Below are 21,313 nucleotides of genomic sequence, written 5' to 3' on the forward strand. Positions count from 1 at the left end.
TTCGCCCCCTACTGAACTCTGATACGCGGATTGAGAAACGCGTAGCCGACATCGGAAATGAGCTGCGTGATCAGGACGATGAACACCGAGACCAGCGAGCAGCCGAGCAAAAGGTCGATGTCGTTGTTGCCGGCCGCCTCGACCAGCGTGTAGCCGAAGCCCTGGTAACGGAACATCACCTCGACGATCACGACGCCGGTGAGCAGCCACGGGAATTGCAGCATGATGACGGTGAACGGTGCGATCAGCGCGTTGCGCAAGGCATGTTTGACCACGACGCTGCCGAAGGAAAGACCCTTCAGCCTGGCAGTGCGGATATATTGCTGCGTCATCACTTCGACCATCGAAGCACGCGTCATGCGGGCGATGTAGCCGATGCCGTAGATCGCCAGCGTCATCACCGGCAAAGTGAAATTGTAGAAGGTGATGCCCTGGCTGGCCGAAGCCGCCGAGCCGTTCAGCCAGCCTAGCCATGAGGCGAAGATGACAGTGAAGATGACGCCCGACACATATTCAGGCGTCGCCGTCGAGGCGATCGACGCCACGGACAGCACCCGGTCGGTTCGCGACCCCTCGCGCATGCCGGCCAGAATGCCGATCAGCAGCGAGATCGGCACCATCACCACCAGCACCCAGAACATCAGGATGCCCGTAGCGCCGAGTGCCGGAAACAGCTTTGAGGCGACGGTCGCCTTGAACTTGGTCGAGCAGCCGAAATCGCCCTGGAAAACGCCGGCGAAGGTCGGCACGAGCGGATCGTTGCAGAAGGAGAAACGCTGCGCCGGCTTGCCGGTCGCCGGGTCTGTAACAGGTTGCTTGGGCACCACGCCCAGCCACTGCCCATAGCGGACGAAGAAGTTCTGCCGGTAGCCATGGTTGACCAGCCAGCTCTCGAGCTGCTCGGCCGACGTATGCATTTCGGTCTGGCTGATCGCCAGCTTCTTCAGATTGGGTTCGAGGTTGATCAGGAAGAAGACGACCATGGTCAGGCACAGCATCGTCAATGCCATGGTACCAAGACGCCTGATAACGAAGGAAAGCATGGCGGCCCCCTGCCGATGGGTTGGGGTTTGAGCCGGCTATGAAAGCCAACCCTGCCGTAACCGGCGGGGCTGGCTCTCAAACAGGCCTTCGGATGCGATCAACCCTGTTTTTGTTGCATGGCCTTGCCCGCGAGTCCGCAACTTTTTTGAGAAAGTGCGGACCAGCAGGGACGGACGATGCAAAGAGCAAGGGAAGGGAGCGAGCCCCTTCCCCCATGTCGATGCGATCAAGCCTGCTCGAGCCAGACCTTGCCGTAGTCGCGCTCGAAGGTCGGGTGCATCTTGTAGTTCTGCACCGCCTTGACCGAGTGGCTGTAGAGCTTGCGCCAGTACGGCTGGATCATGATGCCGGAATCCTGCAGGATCTGCTCGATGTCCTTCATCATTTCCTTGCGCTTGGCGGCGTCGGCAACGGCGAGCGCCGCATTGAGCTTGGCATCCCAGTCCGGATTCGACCAGCCGGCCTCGTTCCAGGCCTCGCCGGTGCGATAGGCGATGGCCAGAACCTGGACGCCGAGCGGGCGCATGTTCCAGTTGGTCATCGACAGCGGATACTTCGTCCAGTCGTTCCAGAACGTCGAACCCGGCAGAACGGTGCGCTTCACCTTGATGCCGGCGTCGCGCATCTGGGCGGCGATCGCATCGCCGGTATTCTTGTGCCAGTCTTCGTCGACAGTGATCAGCTCGTGTTCGAAGTCGGCCTGGCCGGCTTCCGCCATCAGCGCCTTTGCCTTGGCCGGATCACGGGCAACCTTGGGCAGCTCGTAATATTCCGGATGGATCGAGCAGACATGGTGGTTTTCGGCGACCGAGCCGGCATTGCCGTAGCCGAGCTGCAGGACGACATTGTTGTCGACCGCAAGCTGCAGCGCGTTGCGCACCTTCTGGTCGCCATAGGGCTTGTTGTTGACGTTGGTGCGGCAGACGATGGTCGACGCGGTGACGATCTCCGACTTCACCAGATCCATGCCGTCTAGGATCGACACGTAGTCGGCCGAAGTCTCGAAATTGGTGTGCACTTCGCCGGCTTCGAAAGCGCTGACCATGGCTGCCGGATCGGTGCCGTAATCGATGAATTCCAGGCCGTCGAGGAACACTTCGCCGTCCCACCACTTGTCGTCGGTGCGGCGCTTGTAGACCACCTTCTGACCGACATCGTAGGAGACGAGTTCGAACGGACCGGTGCCGATCGGGCAGGCCTTGAAGTCGCCGCCCTTCTCATCGAAGGTCTTGTGGACGATGAGGCCGGGATAGTCGCACATGTTCGGAATCAGCGCGATGTCCGGCTTGGTGAGCTTCAGCACGACCGTGTGGTCGTCCGGCATGGTCACGGCGCTTTCGTCGAGCTTGTCGTCCTTGACCAGCGAGCCAAGACGGCCTGGCATGGAGTTGCCTTCGGCTTTCTTGTCGGCCCAACGCTTCAGGTTGAAGACGACGTCGGCGGAGGTGAAGGCATCGCCATTCGACCAGGTGACGCCCTTGCGCACATGCAGCGTGTACTGCGTGGCATCGTCGTTGACGTCCCAGCTTTCCAGCAGATAAGGGCGGAACGTGTATTCGGACGTGTACTTGACCAGCGGCTCGAGCGCCTGGCGCTCGGCATTGGCGATTTCCGACCAGTCGGCCTTGCGCGGGTCCTTGGGATCCTTGATCCACTGGGCGATCTTCAGCGTGCCGCCCTTCTTGCCCTTTACCTCTTCGGCCTTCGCCGGAGTCGGATCGGCGAGGCCGAGCAAGCCGTAAGCCATTGCCGTCGATGCGCCGAAGACGCTGGCCATGGCCAGGAATTCGCGGCGGTCCACCTTGCCTGCCTTGGCTTCTTCGGCCATGGCCAGGATGTGATCCGGAACGCGATCGCCATTACTCTTATAAATTGTCATGACTTAACTCCCATTGTTGGCTTTCCGCCTTTTAACATTCCGCATCCAGGCCATGATGTCAAAGACGGCGTGGATTGAGAACATGTTAGGGAATGTGCAACTTTGAAAGGGGAGCGGTTCGCGTGATAACGACAGTCTTGGCGCAAATTTGCTACTGTCCGACGGATTCTTCTGGAATCTCGGTAGTCGATTAAACTGAGACATTTACTCCAGCCCGGACAGCGCCAGAATCGATCCATCATGAGGCCAAAAGTCCTGCCGAACTATCAGTATTCCTTCTCGTAGAAGATGCCGCCCTTGGCTTCGCCGGCATCATTGGCCTCGCCGCGCAGCTTGACGCCGCGCCCGACATTGAGGTCGATCGTAGCCTTGCCCGAGCCCGGCTTGTCGCCTTTCTGGATCGTGACATAGGTGCGGTCGTTGAGGTATTTGCCCGCCGAAACCGCCGTGCCGCCCTGGTCGTCGGTGGTGACGTCGAGGTCGTCGACGCCAATGGCGCTGCGCAGGTTTTCCAGCAGCGACGTCGAGCCGCCGACGCCGGCCAGTTGCCCGGCGGCCTCGGCCAACTGGGCGATCTGCAGCGGCGACAGGTTCGACATCGAGCGCCCGAAGATCAATTGCGCCAGCACCTCGTCCTCGGGCAGCGCCGGCACGGAGGAGAAGGTGAACTTCGGATTGGTCGCCTCGCCCGACACCACGATGGTGACGGTGGCGCCGGTCGTCGTCGTGGTCGCCGTCAAATTGAGATAAGGCACCAGCGAGCCGGAAAACCCGACCGTGCCTTCGGTAAAGGTCAGCCGCTTGCCGAGAATCGACAGCCGTCCGCGCTGCAGGGTGAAGGTGCCGACCGCTTGCGGCGACGAGGCCGGGCCGGTCAGCTTCAGCGAGCCGCCAAGTTCGGCATCGACGCCCCTGCCCTGGATGAAGATCTGGTTCGGCGCGTTGACCGTGACATCGAGTGCAAGGCCGCTACCGCCGCCCTTGCCGCTGGTCGTCGGCGGCCGCAGCGCCTTGTCCTGCGCCTTTACCGCACCTGGCGCGTTCTTGTGCTTGACGTCGAGCGCCGCCAGCGAGCCCGGCAATTTGTCCGGAACGGTGATCACCGTCTTGGCGAGATTGACGGTGCCGGCAATGACCGGTGCGGAGGTCAGCGGTCCCTTGATCGTCAGGTCGCCGCCGAGATTGGCGGTCACCACCCTTCCGTCCGTATAGCGGCCGTCGACCAGCTTGATCGACAAATCGGCCGGAAAACCCTGCGCCGGGTTGATGCCGACCGTGCCGCTGGCCGACAGGCTGCCGCGCGTCGACAGCGTTCCGGTCAACCGGTTGATCCTGGCGACGCCGCCGGCAATCGAGACATCGGCGGCGAGATCGTTGACGGCGAGGCCGGAGCGCGCATCGACAAGGCGCGCACCCGAGGTGCTGACGCTGCCGCCGATGACGGGCGATGTCGCGGGACCGCGCACCTGCACGTTGACATTGGCGGTTCCAGACAGCGACAGGCCCTGCGCGGCAAGCTTCTGGCTGAGCAGGCCGAACGGCACGACGCCATTGAAGTCGAGCACCAGCGCCGGCGTCCCGGCCGTCGTCACGCTGCCGCCGCCCTTGACGCCAAGGCCGGCTCCATCGCTGACATTGGCATTGAAGGTCAGCTTGTTGGCGCCGAAGGTGCCCGACGAGGAGACACTGACCGCACCGACACCGGCACCGCGGGTCTGCGAGGTCTGCACGCCCGCCGCGTCGAGATTGAAGGCAATGGCGGGATTTGCCGGCGCGCCCGTCACCTTGACCGTGCCCGAAATCCAGCCGGCGGCGTCGAGGCCCGGCGAAAAACTGTTGGCGAGCGACATCGGCACCCGCGCCAGCGTCGCATTGATGTCGAGCGCCGTGCCGACCTTGCCGGTCACCGTCGCCGTGCCACCGCCAAGGTTGAGCACCAGCCTGTCCAACGTCGTCGTGCCATTGGCTATGCTGACGGTCGAGGCCTGGGCAATGGCCGCCTTGATGCCCTGGACGGTCGCCTGGCCGGAGGCAAGCTCGATAGTTGTCGTGCCGTTTGCCACTTTCACCCGGCCGGCGGCCCGCGCCGGAATGCCCTTGACGGTTGCGCCGCCGGAAAAACCGGTCCAGTCGCCGTCGCGCTTCAAATCGACATCGATGCCGCTGATCACGGTACCGCCCGAAATGACGGTGTCGGCGCGGATCTTTCCGGAGATCACGGGCGCCGCCAGATAGTTGGCGACCAGCGCATCGATCGAGACGGCTTTCGCCTGCAGGTCGCCGCGCGTGATCGACGCTGTCGCCGCCTTGATGGCGACCTGCGGTGCGGTGCCGTTCTTCGAAAAGGCGATCGTGCCGCGCACGTCGCCTTCGGCCTTTTCCAGGGCAAGTGCCGCCAGCGGGCCGATATCGGGCAGGTCGAGCGCGATGGTGCCGACCGGCACGAACTTCTCGTCCAGCGCCAGATCGCCGGAAATCCTGTTCTTGCCGAGCGACAGCAGCAGGCCGTTGATGGCGCTCTTGCCGTCCGCCGTCGCCAGCACCGCACTGCCTTGCAGCGCCTGGCCGGCGACATTGCCGGTCAGTTGCACATTCGCCGCCGGATTGGCGGCGTCGGCCTTGCCGGTGGCGGTCAGCTTCAACCCGGTGATCTCTCGCGCCGCCACGAGAAGGCGGTCGCTGTCGACCGTCAGTGACAGATCCGGCGCCGTGGCCGGCCCCTGTGCGTTCAACGCGAAGGCGATGGCGCCCTTGGCATCCTTCGACAGCAGCGAGATGTCGCTCAGCGCGCCCTTGATGTCGGCGGCCACCTTGTTGTCGGCAAGGCTGGCTTGCCCGTCGGCGGTCAGCGCACCCGAGGTCAACTTCAATCCGCCTATGTTGATGCTGCCGTTGGGGTCGCGCTTCAGCGTGGCGCTGATCTCAGCGCGTTCGCCAAGCATGCCGCGCGCCGCCGCAGGCAAGGCCGACGATGGGGCATCCGCCTTCAGGTTGAGGTCTATGGCACCGTCTCGCAGCGATACCTGGCCGGCGACCTGGCTGTTCAGCGCATCGCTCTTGAGCGAGCCGCTGTCGATGGCAAACAGGTCGGCCGTCAGGCGGCCGCTGACGGCTGCCGTGACCTTGCCGGCGATCAGCGGCGCGATCACCGGATTGTCGAGACCGACCTTGTCCACCGACACGGTGCCGGAAACCGGCCCTGCACGGTTCTTGAGATCGAACGCATCCGAGTGCAACGCCAGGGCAAGCCCCTCCACCCTCGCCGGACTGGTGACGATCGAGGGCAGGATCGCGGAGATATCCAGGCGGGCCCGCGTGCTCTCGCCCGCCACCTTTGCCGACAAGGACTGGATCTCGATCTTGACCGGGCTCTCGGCGCTGCCGACAGTCAGGGGCAGGCTGGGGCCGGATGAGATGAGATCGAGCGCGAAATCGCTGGCGCCGTTCGGGTTGAGGGTGCCGGTCGCCTTGCCGGAAATCTTGTCGCCGGTCAGCGTCGCCCGATCGAGCACCACGCCGCCGGCAATCGTGTAGCTGCCGGCCGCATCGACGGCGAGCAGTCCGAGCCCGGCCTGCCGGGTCTGGCTGGTTTCGATACCGGCCAGTTGCGCATTGAAGCGGACATCGGGAGCGGCCGGCGGTCCGGTCACACCAGCCGTGCCGCTGAGCGTGCCCACAGCATCGAGGCCGGGCGAAAATCCATTGGCGAGCGCCGCGGGCAGTGCCGAAAATTGCGCCGCGAGATCGAGCGTCTGGCCAGCTGTCCCGGACAAGGTCACCGAGCCGCCGCCGACGTCGAGCGTCAGCCTTTCGATGCTGGTCGTGCCGTTGGCGATGCTTAGTGTCGACGCCTGGGCGATTGCCGCCTTGATGCCGCGAACCGTCGCCTCGCCCGAGGCAATCTCGATGCTCGTCGTGCCGTCGGCGATCTTCACCCGGCCGGCAGCGGTCGCCGGAATGCCCGCTATGGTGGCGCCGCCGGTAAAATTGGTCCAGTCGCCATCACGCTTCAGGTCGACGCCGATGCCGCCGATTTCCGTGGTCCCGGAGGTGACGCTGTCGGCCTTGATCGTACCCGCGATCGCCGGCGCCTTGAGATAATTGGCGATCAGCGCATTGACGGTGATGGCCTTGGCCGTCACCTCGCCACGCGCGATCGATGTGCTCTTCGCATCGATCGCAACGGAGGGCGCGTCGCCCTCCTTGGCAAACCGGATAGTGCCGTCGATGTCGCCCGTCACCGCCTGGCCAGCGAGTGCGGCCAGCTGGTCGATGGCAGGTGCATCTAGCGTCAGCGTGCCGAGCGGCATGTACTTGTCGTCGAGCGCGAGATCGCCCGAGACCTTGTTGTCGCCCAGCGAGACCAGGAATCCGTTGATCGAACGCTTGCCCTCGCTTGTCACCAGCGCTGCCTTGATGTCGAGCGGCTGGTCGTTGACGGAGCCGGTCAGCGAGACGTTGGCGGCGGGACTGGTGATATCGGCCTTGCCGCTAGCCGTCAGCTTGATGCTCTCCACCGTGCGGCCCGATGCCGTCAGGCTATCGCTATCGGCGGTAACCGTGAAATCCGGCGCCGTCATCGCGCCGCTTGCCGACAGCTCGAAGTCTATACCGCCGGCGACCGGCACGCCGACCGTCGGCGACAGCACCGAAACGTCGCCCAATTTGCCCTTGATGTCGGCTTGGATGTCGGTGCCCTGCATGCTGGCCGTACCGGCGGCGCTGAGCGTGCCGGAGGTGAATTCGATCGAATTGGCGGCGAAGGATCCCTGCGGATCGCGGGCCGCGCTGGCCGAGAATTTCACCCTAGCGCCGAGCACCGAGGCGATCTGCGGCGGAAAGGCCGTCGCCACGGCATCCGCGTTCATCTTGAGCTGCATAGACAGGTCGGCAAGCGCCACCGTCGCGGTCAGCGAAGCGTTGAGCGCGTCGGAACGCAGCGTGCCCTGGTCGATGGCAATGGCGTCCTTGCTGACCGACCCGGCCAGGTCGACATCGATCTTGCCGGTGATCAGCGGCGCCAGCGTCGCCACGTCGGTGTTGAGGCCGCCCGCCTCCAGCTTGACGGTGACCGGCCCGGCGCGGTTCTGGATGTCAAAACCGTCGGAATGGATCTGGGCCGCCAGATCGTCCAGCCGCGTGCCGCCGGCGACGATGGAGACGAAGGAGGCGCCGATGTCGATGATCGGCGCCTTGCCGTCGCCGAAGGCGCGGGCGGTGGCATTGCTGATCGCCAGCGTGATCGGCTGCGCCTTGCTGCCGACGCTGATCACCACGGGCGGCCCCTTGGCGGCGAGTTCGACCGAGAGGTCGCTGGCGCCGGCAGGATCGACAATGCCGGTCGCGGTGCCGTGCACCGCATCGCTGTCGATGTTGGCGCGGTCGACACTGACGCCACCGGCCGATGTGGCGGTGCCGGCAATGTCGAAACTGGTCTTGCCGGCAAACAGCGGCTTGAGATTCTCAGGCAGGAAGCGAGCGAAATCGCCGTCGCCCTTGGCCTCGATATGATTGCCCTTGTCGGTCAGTTGGTGGCGACCCGTCACCTGGGTGACGATCTTGCCGTCGACCGAGAACGTGCCGATGCCGTTCCAATTGGCGAGTGGCCCCGTGCCCGAGACATTTATGTCGACCGGCGGCGTGTCGGGCAGCTTGAGCAGGTTGGCGATGATGCCGCCTGCCGGCTCCGAGGCCTTGAGGTCGAGGTCGAGCCGGTTGTCCGCCGGCGCAAAGTGGATCTTGGCGTCGACATTCCCTTGCTTGCCGTCATGACGGGTGATGTTGAGCACCGTCTCGACCGCCAGTGGCGCGGCATCGGCCTTGACCGATCCCTTGGCCGCAAGCTCGGCGATGCCGCTGCCGGCCAGTTGCTGGCCAAGCGCGATCTCGGGCAGGTCGATCTGCTTGATGTCGATGGAAACCGGCAGCGTCGTCGTGCCCCCGCTCGGCGCTGGCTGCGTGCTGGCCACCGGCAATCGCGCCAGCTCAATACGCTCGGCAGCGATACGGTCGGCGCTGAAGTTTTTCGACAGCAGCGCCAGCGGCGACCAGTCGACGGCGACCTTGCGCGCCACCAGCCAGGCGCCCTCGCGGTCCTCCAGCACGACATGGTCGACGCTGAGCGCTCCGGACCAGATGCCGTCTATGCCGCTGACCGTGATCTTGCGATCGTCGTTCGAAGCCAGCCGCGAGATGATGCCGGCGAGATTGTCGCGGCCGCGCTCGGTCTTGGTCAGCACCACCAGCGCCCCGATGGCGCCAGCGACCACGATCAGCAGCGTGTAGAAAACAATGCGGAGGATGCGCCAGACTGTTTTCATCGCTCAGAATGCCTGTCCGATGCCGGCATAGATGCCGAAATGCGGGTCACCCGGATCACGGTTGAGCGGCACGGCGGCATCGATGCGCAGTGGCCCGAACGGCGTGACATAGCGCAGCCCGACGCCGGCGCCGACCTTGACATCGGAGAAATCGGGAGCTGATTTGGTCGATACGGTGCCGGCGTCGACGAACGGCACGATGCCGATCGTATCGGTGATGGCGATGCGCATCTCGACCGAGGTTTCGAAGAAGGACAGGCCGCCGATCGGCTGGCCGGTGAAGTCCTTGGGTCCGATGCCCTGATAGGCATAGCCGCGCACCGAACCGCCGCCCCCGGAATAAAAGCGCCGGTCGGCTGGCACATGTTCGAGGCTGGTGCCGACGATCGAACCGATGGCGACACGTTCGGCCAGCACGAACTTCGAAGCCGAATCCAGCGACTGATAGGCCGACCCTTCGCCCCTCAGCTTCAGGAACGCCGCACCGCTCAAAATGTCGTAGCTGGGCTCGGCATAGGCCAGCACCCGGAAGCCGCTTGTCGGGTTCAGCCGGTTGTCCCGGTTGTCATAGACATATTGCAGCGGAATGCTGGCGATCAGGTATTTGTGCTTGCCGAAAGCGTCGTGGATGCGGGAATAATCGAGCGCCACCTCGGCGGAAACCGTCTGCTTCTTGGTCAGCTCGTAGGACAGCCCGGTGCTGCCCTTGACCGAGAAATGGTCATAGGCGTCAGGATGTTCGAGTACCGTCTTGACGCCGGCGAAGAACTTCGATGCCGGCCCGATCACGCCCGGCTTTTCGAACATGATGCCGGCATTGTAGTTGAGCTCGCCGAGATCATTGCTGCCGATGCCACTGATCTTGCCGTCGATGCGCAGCTTCTCGGCCCGGCCGAACAAATTTCGGTGGCCCCAATAACCTTCCAGGCCCAGCCCCTCGGTGTTGGAGAAGGTGCCGCCGACGCCGAAATAGCGTGGCTTGCGCTCGCTGACCTGGACGCCGATCGGAATGTTGCCGTCGGCATCGAGCGTGTCGGCTTCCTTGAACGTCACGCTGTTGAAGACCTCGAGCGCCAGCAGCCGGTCGCGCGCGTCATCGATCTCTTGCGGCGAGTACTGCCGGCCGCGCTTGAGGCCGGTCATGTATTCGGTGAAGTCGCGGTCGACCTTTTCGGTGCCTTCCACCGTTGTGTCGCCATAGCCGGCGACCGGCCCGGCGGCGACCGTCAGCGTCACGTCCAGCGTCGAAGTGGCATGGTCGGCGACGATCCGCCGGTCGGTTACCTCTGCCAGCGGCCTGCCTTGCTCCTTCAGCGTCCGCACGATCAGCGCCTCGGCCTTGAGCACAGCGCCGGATCCCGCATCGCCGCCTGATATCAAGCCATAATCGGCGCTCATCAGCCCCGCTGCGTCGCCCTCGAGGTGGATATTGCCCAAGGTGAATTTCGGCCCGCTGGCGATGTCGATCACCACGGGAACCGGCTGCGGCCCCTTGAATTCGGCATCCGGCGGCAAATCGTCGAGCGGCTTGCCGTCGATGGTGACGGTGACGACGCCTTCGTAGCGGGCATCGGCATAGAGCGCGGCGACAAGCTGTTCGCGGTCGCTGCGCGCCTTGGCCATCAGCCCGAGCGAGCCGGAAACCGGACGCTCCTCGTCACTCTTCAGCGCCGAGGCATTTTCGAGCTTCTTGACCAGATCCTTGTCGGCGTCGGGGGCGGAAATGGTAACGGCGTAGCGCAGGGGATCGACGATATCGGCATCCTCGTCGCTGGACGACCCCCACAGCTTGATGCCGAAAAGCTCGAAAGCGGCCGCCGGCCGCGATTCGGCGACGAGCACGGTCGAGCACATCATGGCCAGCAGCAGGGCGCGCGGAAGCGCACGCCCTGGCGCGCGACCTCCTGACATCTGCTCTTCATGCGCCGGCATTAAGACAACCTAGATTACAAAACTAAAATTGGAATGAAGTTCTGAAGCGCTCGTAAAGGGGCCACAATCCAATTGTCTGAAATAGGGCGGGCTTGGAATTCACACCTTTTGCGTCGCCGCAAGAAAGCGTGATCCCCTGTCCTATGGAGGTACTACCGGTCATCGGCCGGAAAGGAAACCGTTGGCAGGCGGAACCCTGCCGCGTCCTCGTGTTGACAAGCCTGACTGAAGCTTGATCATGCCCGGACGTCAGCTGTGTCTGGAGGGGTGTTATGGCAATGCGCGCGGCTCGTGGTCTTTCGATTCTGATTCTCCTGTTTTTTGCCTGGGCCAATGTCCTGGCCTGGAGCAGCGCCGCGCAAGCGGCCGAGGCCCGGCGGATCGCGACAACGGACAATTCCGATTATTTCGGCTTTGATCTCAGGTCCGACCAGAATGTGACAATCGACCAGTGCAAGACGACATGCCTGGGAGACCCGGCCTGCCGCGCCTTCACCTACAACAAAAAAGCCAAATGGTGCTTCCTCAAATCCGACTACAACCAGCTGAAAACCTTCAACGGCGCGGTCGCGGGCAAGGTCGTCAACATCGATGGCGATCCTGATATCGGCGCGCCGCCGGAACTCGCTTTCTTCCCCAACTGGATGGCCGATCAGGCCCAGCAATACCGCAACAAGCTGCTCGGCCCGGCCTATGACAAGCCGACCGAAGGCATGGCTGCCTTGCTGAACGCCGCCGAACAGGCCGTGCTGACCGGGGATCACCGCTCCGCCATGCTGAAATACGAGGCCGCGGTCTCGGTGCTGCCCGATGATGGCCAGCTCTGGCTCAACCTGGCGCGTGAAACGCTGGCCGTTCAGCCCGCCGCAAGCACCTCCGAAGCATCCACTTTGCCGGCGAACGGCACGTCGGCCGCTTTCAATGCCTATAAATTGCTGCGCACCACCAAGACGCGCGCCGAAGTGCTGGCGCTGCTCGGCAACGGGCTCGACAAGCGCGATCTCTACCGGCCGGCGCTGCAGGCCTATGAGGCCAGCCTTGCGCTGAACCCTTCGCCGGCGGTCCAGGCCGACTATGCCGATCTCAAGGCGCGCAAGGGTTTCCGCGTTATCGACCACACCATCGACGCCGACACCAGCGCGCCGCGCATCTGCGCGCAATTCTCCGAGGATCTGGTTAAGACCGGCGTCGACTACGCGCCGTTCGTCACCGTCGACAACGCGCCACCCAAGGGCGTCGAGGCCAAGGACAAGCAAATCTGCGTCGAAGGGCTGGAGCATGGTCAGCATTACGACGTCACCTTCCGCGCCGGCCTGCCGGCGGCAATCGGCGAAGTGACCGCGGCCCCCGTGGTGCTGTCGATCTATGTCCAGGACCGCGCACCGTCCGCCCGCTTCACCGGTGACAGCTTCGTGCTGCCGGCCGGCGCGCGCCGCGGCATTCCGATCGTCACCGTCAACATGAATGCCGCCGAAATGAAGCTCTACCGCGTCGGCGATCGTTCGCTGGCCCAGCTTCTGTCGGGCTACCAGTTCCTGCACCAGCTCGACGGCTACGACATCTCCAACATTTCCGAGCAGATGGGCGCGCCGGTCTGGCAAGGCCAGCTCGACATCGCCAATGATCTCAACAAGGAGGTCACCACCTCCTTCCCGGTCGACGAGGCGGTGCCGCAGCGCAAGCCCGGCGTCTACGTGCTGACCGCGCAGGCCGTCAACGACAAGAGCGACAACTACAATTCGATGGCCACGCAATGGTTCGTCGTCTCCGACATCGGCCTGTCGACCTATACGGGGCAGGACGGGCTCAACGTCTTTGCGCGTTCACTGGGCAGCGCCAAGCCGATAGCCGGCGCCGAACTGACGCTGGTTGCCAGGAACAATGAGGTTCTCGGCACGGCGACATCGGATGCCGACGGCCATGCCGTCTTCAACCCCGGCCTGACGCGCGGCGACGGCGGCATGGTGCCGGCCGTGCTGATGGCCAAGCAGGGCGACAATGATTTCGTCTTTCTAGATATGGGCCGGGCCGGCTTCGACCTGTCCGACCGCGGCGTCACCGGGCGCGCGGCGCCAGGTGCGCTGGACGTCTATGCCTGGACCGAACGCGGCATCTACCGCGCCGGCGAAGATGTTCATGTCGCGGCGCTTGCCCGCGACGGCGCCGCCAAGGCGGTCGAGAACCTGCCGTTGACCTTCATCTTCTCGCGCCCCGACGGCGTCGAGGACCGCCGCATCGTCAGCGACGGCGCTTCCGCCGGCGGCCATGCCGTCGACCTGCCGCTCGCACCCAACGCCATGCGCGGCACCTGGTCGGTGTCGATCTACACCGATCCCAAGCAGCCGGCGGTGGCCAGCCAGATGTTCCTGGTCGAGGATTTCGTGCCGGATCGCATCGAATTCGACATGAAGGCCGACAAGCAGGAAATCGCCCAGGGCGAAACCGCCAACATCGACATTGACGGCCGCTTCCTCTATGGCGCGCCGGCGGCGGGCCTGGCGCTGGAAGGCGAACTGACGCTGTCGACGTCGCGCGACTGGGACCGCTTCCAGGGCTTTTCCTTCGGTCTCGCCGACGAGCAGTCGGCCGAACCCACGGTCACTCCCCTCGCCGATCTGCCGGTGGTCGGCGATGACGGCAAGGTGACCTTCCCGGTCTCCGTCGACCAACTGCCCTCGACCACCAAGCTGGTCGACGCCAAGGTGACGGTGAGGATGCGCGAAACCGGCGGCCGCGCCATCGAGCGTTCGCTCAACATCGGCATCCGCCCGCAAGGCCATATGATCGGCATCCGTCCGGATTTCGCCGACAATGAAGTGCCGCAGGGCGGCACCGCCAAGTTCAGCCTGATCGCCGTCGATCCCGACGGCAAGCGCGAGGCGCTGAAAGGCGCGCAGTGGACGCTGGTCAAGGTCGAACGCAATTACCAGTGGTACCGCTCCAACAATTCCTGGAACTACGAGCCGGTCACCTTCACCAAGTCGATCGCCAACGGCCAGGTCGACCTTAGCGCCGACGGCGGCGCGACGGTCTCCGTGCCGGTCGATTGGGGTCAGTACCGCCTCGAGGTCGAGACATCGGATCCCGAGGGACCGGCGACAAGCTACGAGTTCGATGCCGGCTGGTATGTCTCCTCGACCACCACCGAAACGCCTGACGGCCTCGAAATCGCCCTCGACAAGGACAATTATGCCGCCGGCGAAGTGGCCAGGCTGAAAGTCTCGCCGCACTTTGCCGGCGAACTTCTCATCAACATCGGTTCCGACAAACTGTTGAAGACCGTCACGGCATCCGTGCCGGCCGGCGGCAGCACGGTCGACATACCGGTCGGCGACGATTGGGGTGCCGGTGCCTATGTCACGGCAACCCTCTTCCGGCCGGGCGATGCGCAGGAAACGCGCATGCCGGCCCGCGCCATCGGCGTGAAATGGCTGAAGGTCGATCCGGGCTCGAAAAAGCTCGCCATCACCTTGACGCCGCCGGACAAGACCATGCCGCGCCAGCAGCTGTCGATCCCGGTTTCGGTCGCCGGCGTGCAGCCGGGAAGCAATGCCTACGTCATGGTTGCCGCCGTCGATGTCGGCATCCTCAACCTGACCAACTACAAGGCCCCGGATCCGGAGAACTGGTTCTTCGGCCAGCGCATGCTGGGCATGGAAATCCGCGACATATACGGCCGCCTGATCGACGGCTCGCTCGGCAACACCGGCAAGCTCAGGACCGGCGGCGACGGCGCCAACATGCAGGCGCAAGGCAACCCGCCGACCGAAAAACTGGTCGCCTTCTTCTCCGGCATCGTCGAACTCGATGCCGGCGGCAAGGCGCGGGTCGACTTCGACATCCCGCAGTTCAACGGCACCGTGCGCGTCATGGCCGTCGCCTGGACCAAGGATGCGGTCGGCCACGCCCAGTCCGATGTCATCGTGCGCGATCCCATCGTGATCACCGCTGGCCTGCCACGCTTCCTGGCGCCTGGTGACGCCGCCGTCATGCGCCTCGACGTCGCCGACACCGATGGTCCGGCCGGCGACTATGCGTTCTCGATCGAAACGACGGGTGACCTGTCGACCGGCGACAAGCCCCTGCCCCAGAAGCTGACGCTCGCCCAGGGCAAGCGCCAGACGCTGACCGTGCCGCTGATCGCTCAGACGGCCGGCAATGCCTCGCTCACCATCAAGCTTGCCCATGCCGACGGCACCAAGGTCGAGCAGACACTCTATGTGCCGGTGCGCCCGGCGCAATTGCCGGTGACCACCCGGCTGGTGGTCGACCTCAAGGGCAATGGCGGCGCGCTACGCGTCGACAAGGAACTGCTGGCAGCCAGCCTGCTCAACGGCGCCTCCGTCAGCGTCGGCGTTTCGCAGGCCGCCGCCTTCGACGTGCCGTCGCTGCTGATGACGCTCGACCGCTACCCCTATGGTTGCGCCGAGCAGACCACCAGCCGCGCCATGCCGCTTCTCTACGTCAATGAGTTGGCTTCCGGCGTCGGCATGGCCAGCGATCCCGATATCCATAGCCGCATCCAGGACGCCATCTATAAGGTTCTGAGCTATCAGGCCTCGGGCGGCAGCTTCGGCCTGTGGGGTCCGGGCTCCGGCGATCTGTGGCTTGATTCCTATGTCACCGACTTCCTGACCAGGGCGCGCGAGCAGAAATACGACGTGCCGAGCCTGGCCATGAACCAGGCGCTGAGCAATTTGCAGAACTCGCTCGGCTACGACCAGAGCGTGCAGGACCGTGGCAGCGAGATCGCCTACGCCCTCTACGTTCTGGCCCGCAACAAGAAGGCCTCGATCGGCGACCTGCGCTACTATGCGGATACCCAACTCGAAGCTTTCTCAAGCCCGATGGCCGTTGCCCAGCTGGCGGCAAGCCTGGCGCTCTACGGCGATACACCGCGCGCCGAAGCCACCTTCAAGACCGCCTTGCAGTTGGCAAAGTCCACCACCGACTACGACTACTACCGCTCCGACTACGGTTCGCGGCTGCGTGATGGCGCGGCGATGCTGGCGCTGGCGGCGGAATCGAAGCCGGTGCCGACCATCGTGCCGGAACTGATCAAGCTGGTGACCAGGGAACGCGCGGAAGCCCGCTGGACCACCACCCAGGACGAATCCTGGATGCTGCTGGCGGCCCGCGCGCTGAAGGAGGGCAATGATACAATCACGCTGGCCGTCAATGGCGCGGCGCATTCCGGCGGCTACTCCAACCAGGTGGAAGGCTCTGACCTGGCCGACAGCCCGCTGACCATCGCCAACACCGGCAAGACCCCGCTGCAGGCCGTCGTCACCACCGTGGCGTCGCCGGTCCAGCCCTTGCCGGCCGGCGGCGACGGCTTCACCATCAACCGCACCTACTACAAGCTCGACGGCACCGAGGCCAATGTCACCGAGGCGACGCAGAACGAACGCTATGTCGTCGTGCTCAAGGTCAACGAGCAGAACAAATGGCCGTCGCGCCTGCTGGTCACCGACCTGTTGCCGGCCGGCTTCCAGATCGACAATCCCGGCCTGGTCTCCAGCGCCCAGTTGACGAACTTCTCGTGGCTGGCGCAGACCGATGCCGCGCATCTCGAATTCCGCGACGACCGTTTCGTCGCGGCGTTCAACCCGGCCGACGGCGATCATGACCACAATCTGACGCTCGCCTATGTCGTGCGCGCGGTGACGCCTGGTACCTATGCGCACCCGGCGGCAACGGTGGAGGACATGTACCGGCCGCAATATTCGGCCCGCACCGCCACCGGCATGATGGAGGTCAAGGCGCCGTAAGGCGCCTTGGCGAATATGAAAGTGAGGCTTGTGCTGCCCCTCATTGCCCTGCCGGGCATTTCTCCCCGTATAGTGACGGGGAGAAAGAGGCCTGCACCAAGGCTTTCGCCAGCTTTGAACGTTGCAGCAAAGGCGCCGATGCATGCCATAGCCCCCTTCTCCCCGTCACTATACGGGGAGAAGGTGGCGGCAGCCGGATGAGGGGCGGCGCCATGCTTTCCAAGAAGTTCCTTCGTCGCACGGCCGTTGCAGGAGCCTCCCTCATTGGACTCACCGCAATTGCCGCCACCACCCTCTGGGCGCTCGACCGTGCCTTCCCACCCCCGCTTCCAGCCGAACTCACGGTCTCCACCGAAGTCCAGGACCGCGACGGCGAATTGTTGCGCGCCTTCGCCACGCCGGACGGCTACTGGCGGCTCGAAACCCGCCTCGACCAGGTCGACAAGCAGTTCGTCGACATGCTGGTCACCTACGAAGACAAGCGTTTCTGGGACCATGAAGGTGTCGACGTGCTGGCGCTGGCCCGCGCCGCCGGCCAGTTCGCCACCAGCGGCCGCATCGTCTCCGGCGGCTCGACGCTTTCGATGCAGCTTGCCCGGCTGATCGAGCCGCGCGAAAGCCGCAGCCTCGGCTCCAAGGTCAAGCAGATGCTGCGCGCCATCCAGATAGAGCGGCGGCTGTCGAAACGCGAGATCCTCGAACGCTACCTGACGCTGGCGCCTTATGGCGGCAATCTGGAAGGCGTGCGCGCCGCCTCGCTCGCCTATTTCGGCAAGGAGCCGAAACGGCTCACCGTTTCCGAGGCCGCCCTGCTCGTCGCTCTGCCGCAACTGCCGGAAAAGCGCCGGCCCGACCGCAATTTGAAGATCGCCCACGCCGCCCGCGACCGGGTGCTGACCCGAATGGTCTCCTCCCGCCTGCTCGGCGAGCGCGAGGCCGCACGGGCCGCCCTCGACGATGTCTCGGACCTGCGCCGCACGCTGCCGGCGCTCGCCGCGCACGCCGCCTATGCGATGTTGCCCAAGGCCGTCCCCGGCCAGCCCTTGCAGCTGACGATCCGCAAGAGCGTCCAGGAGGGGCTGGAACAGGTGGCGAGGGACGCGGCCACCAAGCTCGGCCCCCGCCTGTCGGTCGCTATGGTGCTGGCCGACTCCCGCACCGGCGACATCCTTGGCGAAGTCGGCTCGGCCAATTTCTTCGACGCAAGCCGCTCCGGCTGGATCGACATGACAAAGATCGTCCGCTCGCCAGGCTCGACGCTAAAGCCCTTCATCTACGGTTTGGCCTTCGAACAGGGCCTGGTGGCGCAGGAAACGCTGATCGACGACAGCCCCGTCGATTTCTCCGGCTACCGGCCGAAGAATTTCGACATGGGCTACCAGGGCGATGTCAGCATCCGGCAAGCGCTACAATTGTCGCTCAATGTGCCGGCGATCCGCGTGCTCGACGCGGTCGGGCCAACGCGGCTGATGGCGCGCTTCCGCCAGGCCGGCGTCAGCCCCATACTGCCGGTCAACGAAGCCCCGGGCCTGGCCATCGGTCTTGGCGGCGTCGGGGTGACATTGCGCGACCTCGTCCAGCTCTACACAGGGCTCGCCAATGGCGGCAAGACGCACACGCTGCATGACGGCACCGAGCCTGCCGATGCCGAGCGCACCAGCGCCACCATCCTCGACGGTCAGGCCAACTGGCAGATCATCGACATATTGTCAGGCGTCAAGCCGCCCGAGGGGGCCTTGCAGCGCGGCATCGCCTACAAGACCGGCACGTCCTACGGATACCGCGACGCCTGGTCGGTCGGCTTCGACGGCCGCTACGTGCTGGGCGTCTGGGTCGGCCGCCCCGATGCCGGCGCGGTGCCCGGCCTTTCCGGCTATGTCTCGGCCGCTCCCATCCTGTTCGAGGGTTTTGTCCGCTCGGGCCTCGCCACCGTCCCCTTGCCGGGCAAACCGCCCGGCATGTTCAGCCCCAGACGCGAGGACCTGCCGGTGACGCTCGCCCGCTTCGGCGCCGGGTCGGATGGCCTGGTGCAGGCGACGGTGAGCGAACCCGCACCGACCATCATCTTCCCGCCTGACGGCGCCCGCGTCGATCTCGGCACCAATTCGGCCGACGCCTCGCCACTGGTGCTGAAGCTGCAAGGCGGCCGTGCGCCGTTCCGCTGGCTCGCCAACGGCAAGCCGCTGGCAGGCATCGATCGTCGCCGCACCGCGACCTGGCAGCCCGACGGCGCCGGCTATTCGACGCTGACCGTCATCGACGCAGCAGGGCGTGCGGCGAGTGTGAAGGTGTTTGTCGAATAGACGGCTGCAAGCGATTCATAGGCTTAGCTTTCCAAGGCAGAGGATAGCAGACACTTGCCCATGGTTGTTCCAAGGCACCCCTCGCGCAATCCGTTCTTGTCGGCAGCCTCAGCACTGGCAGCAACAATCTTTGTCACGGCAACCACCCTCCCCGCTTTGGCCGATGCCCTGCCCGCCGGCTTCGTCCGGCTCGCCGATGTCGATCCCTCGATCCGCCAGGACATACGCTACGCCGGATCGGACAATTTTCTGCATCGCAAGGTGGACGGCTATGACGCCCCGGCCTGCATCCTCACCGAGCAGGCGGCAAAGGCACTGTCCGCCGTCCAGAAAGCGATCGCCGCCAAAGGCCTGACCCTGGTGTTGTTCGATTGCTACCGCCCTGCCCGCGCCGTCGCCGACATGAATGAATGGACGCGCGATGGCGGGTCGCCCGATCCACAATGGTATCCGAAGGTCAGGCGCAGTGAGCTGATCGCCAAGGGTTATGTCGGAGAACTATCGACCCATTCACGTGGCTCGACCGTCGATGTCGCCGTCGCCCGGACGGACCGCAGGTCCAGCCCGAACCCGGCCTGCGGCGCGGGCGATGCCGACACGCTCGATTTCGGCACCGGTTTCGACTGCTTTGATCCGATGAGCGAAACCGCCCACCGCGGCCTTGCCATTGAAGCGGCGGCAAACCGCAAGATGCTTGTCGACGCCATGCGCGCCGGCGGCTTCAAGAACTATGCAAGGGAATGGTGGCACTTCACGCTGAAAAGCGAACCGTTCGCCAGACAGCGTTTCGACTTTCCCATCACCGCAGATTGATGCACCCGACCAAATTCCACACCTTGCCTCGGCACCGCCCCTTGCTAGATAGGCTGAGTGGCCGGGCCATGGATTCTTCCTTAGGCCGCAAGAGGAAAATATTTCTCCTAACGGCGAAATAGCGTCGAACATTTTCTCAAGAGGGGCAAAAAAGGCAACATTGAATGCATCTAATTTCTACCAATTCGGTAGATTTGGCGCGGGTTCAACGGAGGCAGAAATGACCAAACCTCATTTCAGGAAACTGCTCGGCGCACTGGTCGCCACATCTGTCCAGTTCGGCACGCTCGGTTTCGCGTTTGCCGATACCACCATTCTCAACGTGTCCTACGATCCGACACGCGAGCTCTACAAGGCCTATGACGAAGCTTTCGTCGCGCATTGGAAGGCCGAGACCGGAGAGACCGTCACCGTCCAGCAGTCGCATGGCGGATCGGGCGCCCAGGCCCGCGCCGTGATCGATGGCCTCGACGCCGATGTGGTGACGCTGGCACTTGAAGGCGACATCAACGCCATCGTCTCGAAGGCGAAGAAGATCAATCCGGACTGGCGCACCAAATTCGAAAACAATTCAGCGCCTTACACCTCGACCATCATCTTCCTCGTCCGCAAGGGCAATCCCAAAGGCATTCACGACTGGAGCGACCTCGTCAAGGACGGTGTCCAGGTGATTACGCCCAATCCCAAAACCTCCGGCGGCGCGCGCTGGAACTATCTCGCCGCCTGGGCCTACGCCAACGCCAATGACGGCGGCGACGAGGCCAAGACCAAGGAATTCGTCGGCAAGCTCTACGCCAATGCTCCGGTGCTCGACACCGGCGCGCGCGGCTCGACCGTGACCTTCGCGCAAAAGGGTCTTGGCGATGTGCTTATCGCCTGGGAAAACGAGGCCTATCTGGCGCTCGACGAGTTCGGTGCCGATAATTTCGACATCGTCTACCCGCCGACCTCCATCCTGGCAGAACCGCCGGTGGCGGTGGTCGACGCCAATGTCGATGCCAAGGGCACGCGCAAGGTCGCCGAAGCCTATCTGAGCTGGCTCTATTCCAAAGAAGCGCAGACGATCATCGCCAAGAACCATTATCGTCCTGCCAAGCCCGATCTGGTGCCGGCCGAGGACCTCGCCAAGCTGCCGCCGATCAAGCTCGTAACCATCGACGATCCACAGTTTGGTGGCTGGAAAAAAGCACAGCCTTATCATTTCGGCGACGGTGGTATATTCGACCAGATCTACAAGCCCCAGTAAGCAGT

At 64.3% G+C, this 21,313-nt stretch carries 8 protein-coding genes; 4 read left to right on the top strand and 4 right to left on the bottom strand.

What is annotated here, in order from left to right:
- Positions 1-8: 8 nt before the first annotated feature.
- The 4 genes from AC0L3E_RS14325 to AC0L3E_RS14340 all read right to left on the bottom strand — a co-directional run bounded on the left by AC0L3E_RS14325 (position 9) and on the right by AC0L3E_RS14340 (position 11,175).
- Positions 9-1,043 carry an ABC transporter permease gene (locus AC0L3E_RS14325; RefSeq protein WP_027035014.1) on the bottom strand — a complete coding sequence of 345 codons (1,035 nt, stop codon included), beginning with the start codon at positions 1,041-1,043 and terminating at the stop codon, positions 9-11.
- Between the two features lie 227 nt (positions 1,044-1,270).
- Positions 1,271-2,923, bottom strand: coding sequence for an ABC transporter substrate-binding protein (locus tag AC0L3E_RS14330; RefSeq protein WP_127381765.1), 1,653 nt, complete (start codon positions 2,921-2,923; stop codon positions 1,271-1,273).
- Between the two features lie 266 nt (positions 2,924-3,189).
- Positions 3,190-9,243, bottom strand: a complete 6,054-nt coding sequence (locus tag AC0L3E_RS14335; RefSeq protein WP_473605005.1) for a translocation/assembly module TamB domain-containing protein — start codon at positions 9,241-9,243, stop codon at positions 3,190-3,192.
- A 3-nt stretch (positions 9,244-9,246) separates the two neighbouring features.
- Entirely contained in the window at positions 9,247-11,175 is a 1,929-nt protein-coding gene (locus tag AC0L3E_RS14340) for an autotransporter assembly complex protein TamA (RefSeq protein WP_473605006.1), read from the bottom strand.
- A gap of 272 nt (positions 11,176-11,447) precedes the next feature.
- On the opposite strand from AC0L3E_RS14340, the gene AC0L3E_RS14345 reads away from it, so the two are divergent.
- From AC0L3E_RS14345 to AC0L3E_RS14360, 4 genes are all read left to right on the top strand, one after another.
- Positions 11,448-16,946 (top strand): alpha-2-macroglobulin family protein, encoded by a 5,499-nt coding sequence (locus tag AC0L3E_RS14345; protein ID WP_473605007.1) that lies wholly within the window; start codon positions 11,448-11,450, stop codon positions 16,944-16,946.
- 212 nt (positions 16,947-17,158) lie between these two features.
- Positions 17,159-19,249 carry a penicillin-binding protein 1C gene (gene pbpC, locus AC0L3E_RS14350; protein ID WP_127395669.1) on the top strand — a complete coding sequence of 697 codons (2,091 nt, stop codon included), beginning with the start codon at positions 17,159-17,161 and terminating at the stop codon, positions 19,247-19,249.
- Between the two features lie 60 nt (positions 19,250-19,309).
- Complete coding sequence (locus AC0L3E_RS14355) at positions 19,310-20,062, top strand: M15 family metallopeptidase (protein WP_473605008.1); 753 nt, start codon at positions 19,310-19,312, stop codon at positions 20,060-20,062.
- Positions 20,063-20,282: 220 nt separating this feature from the next.
- Positions 20,283-21,308: a sulfate ABC transporter substrate-binding protein gene (locus tag AC0L3E_RS14360; protein WP_127271865.1), complete on the top strand. Its 1,026-nt coding sequence runs from the start codon at positions 20,283-20,285 to the stop codon at positions 21,306-21,308.
- Positions 21,309-21,313 lie beyond the last annotated feature (5 nt).

Source organism: Mesorhizobium sp. WSM4822 (assembly GCF_055811155.1).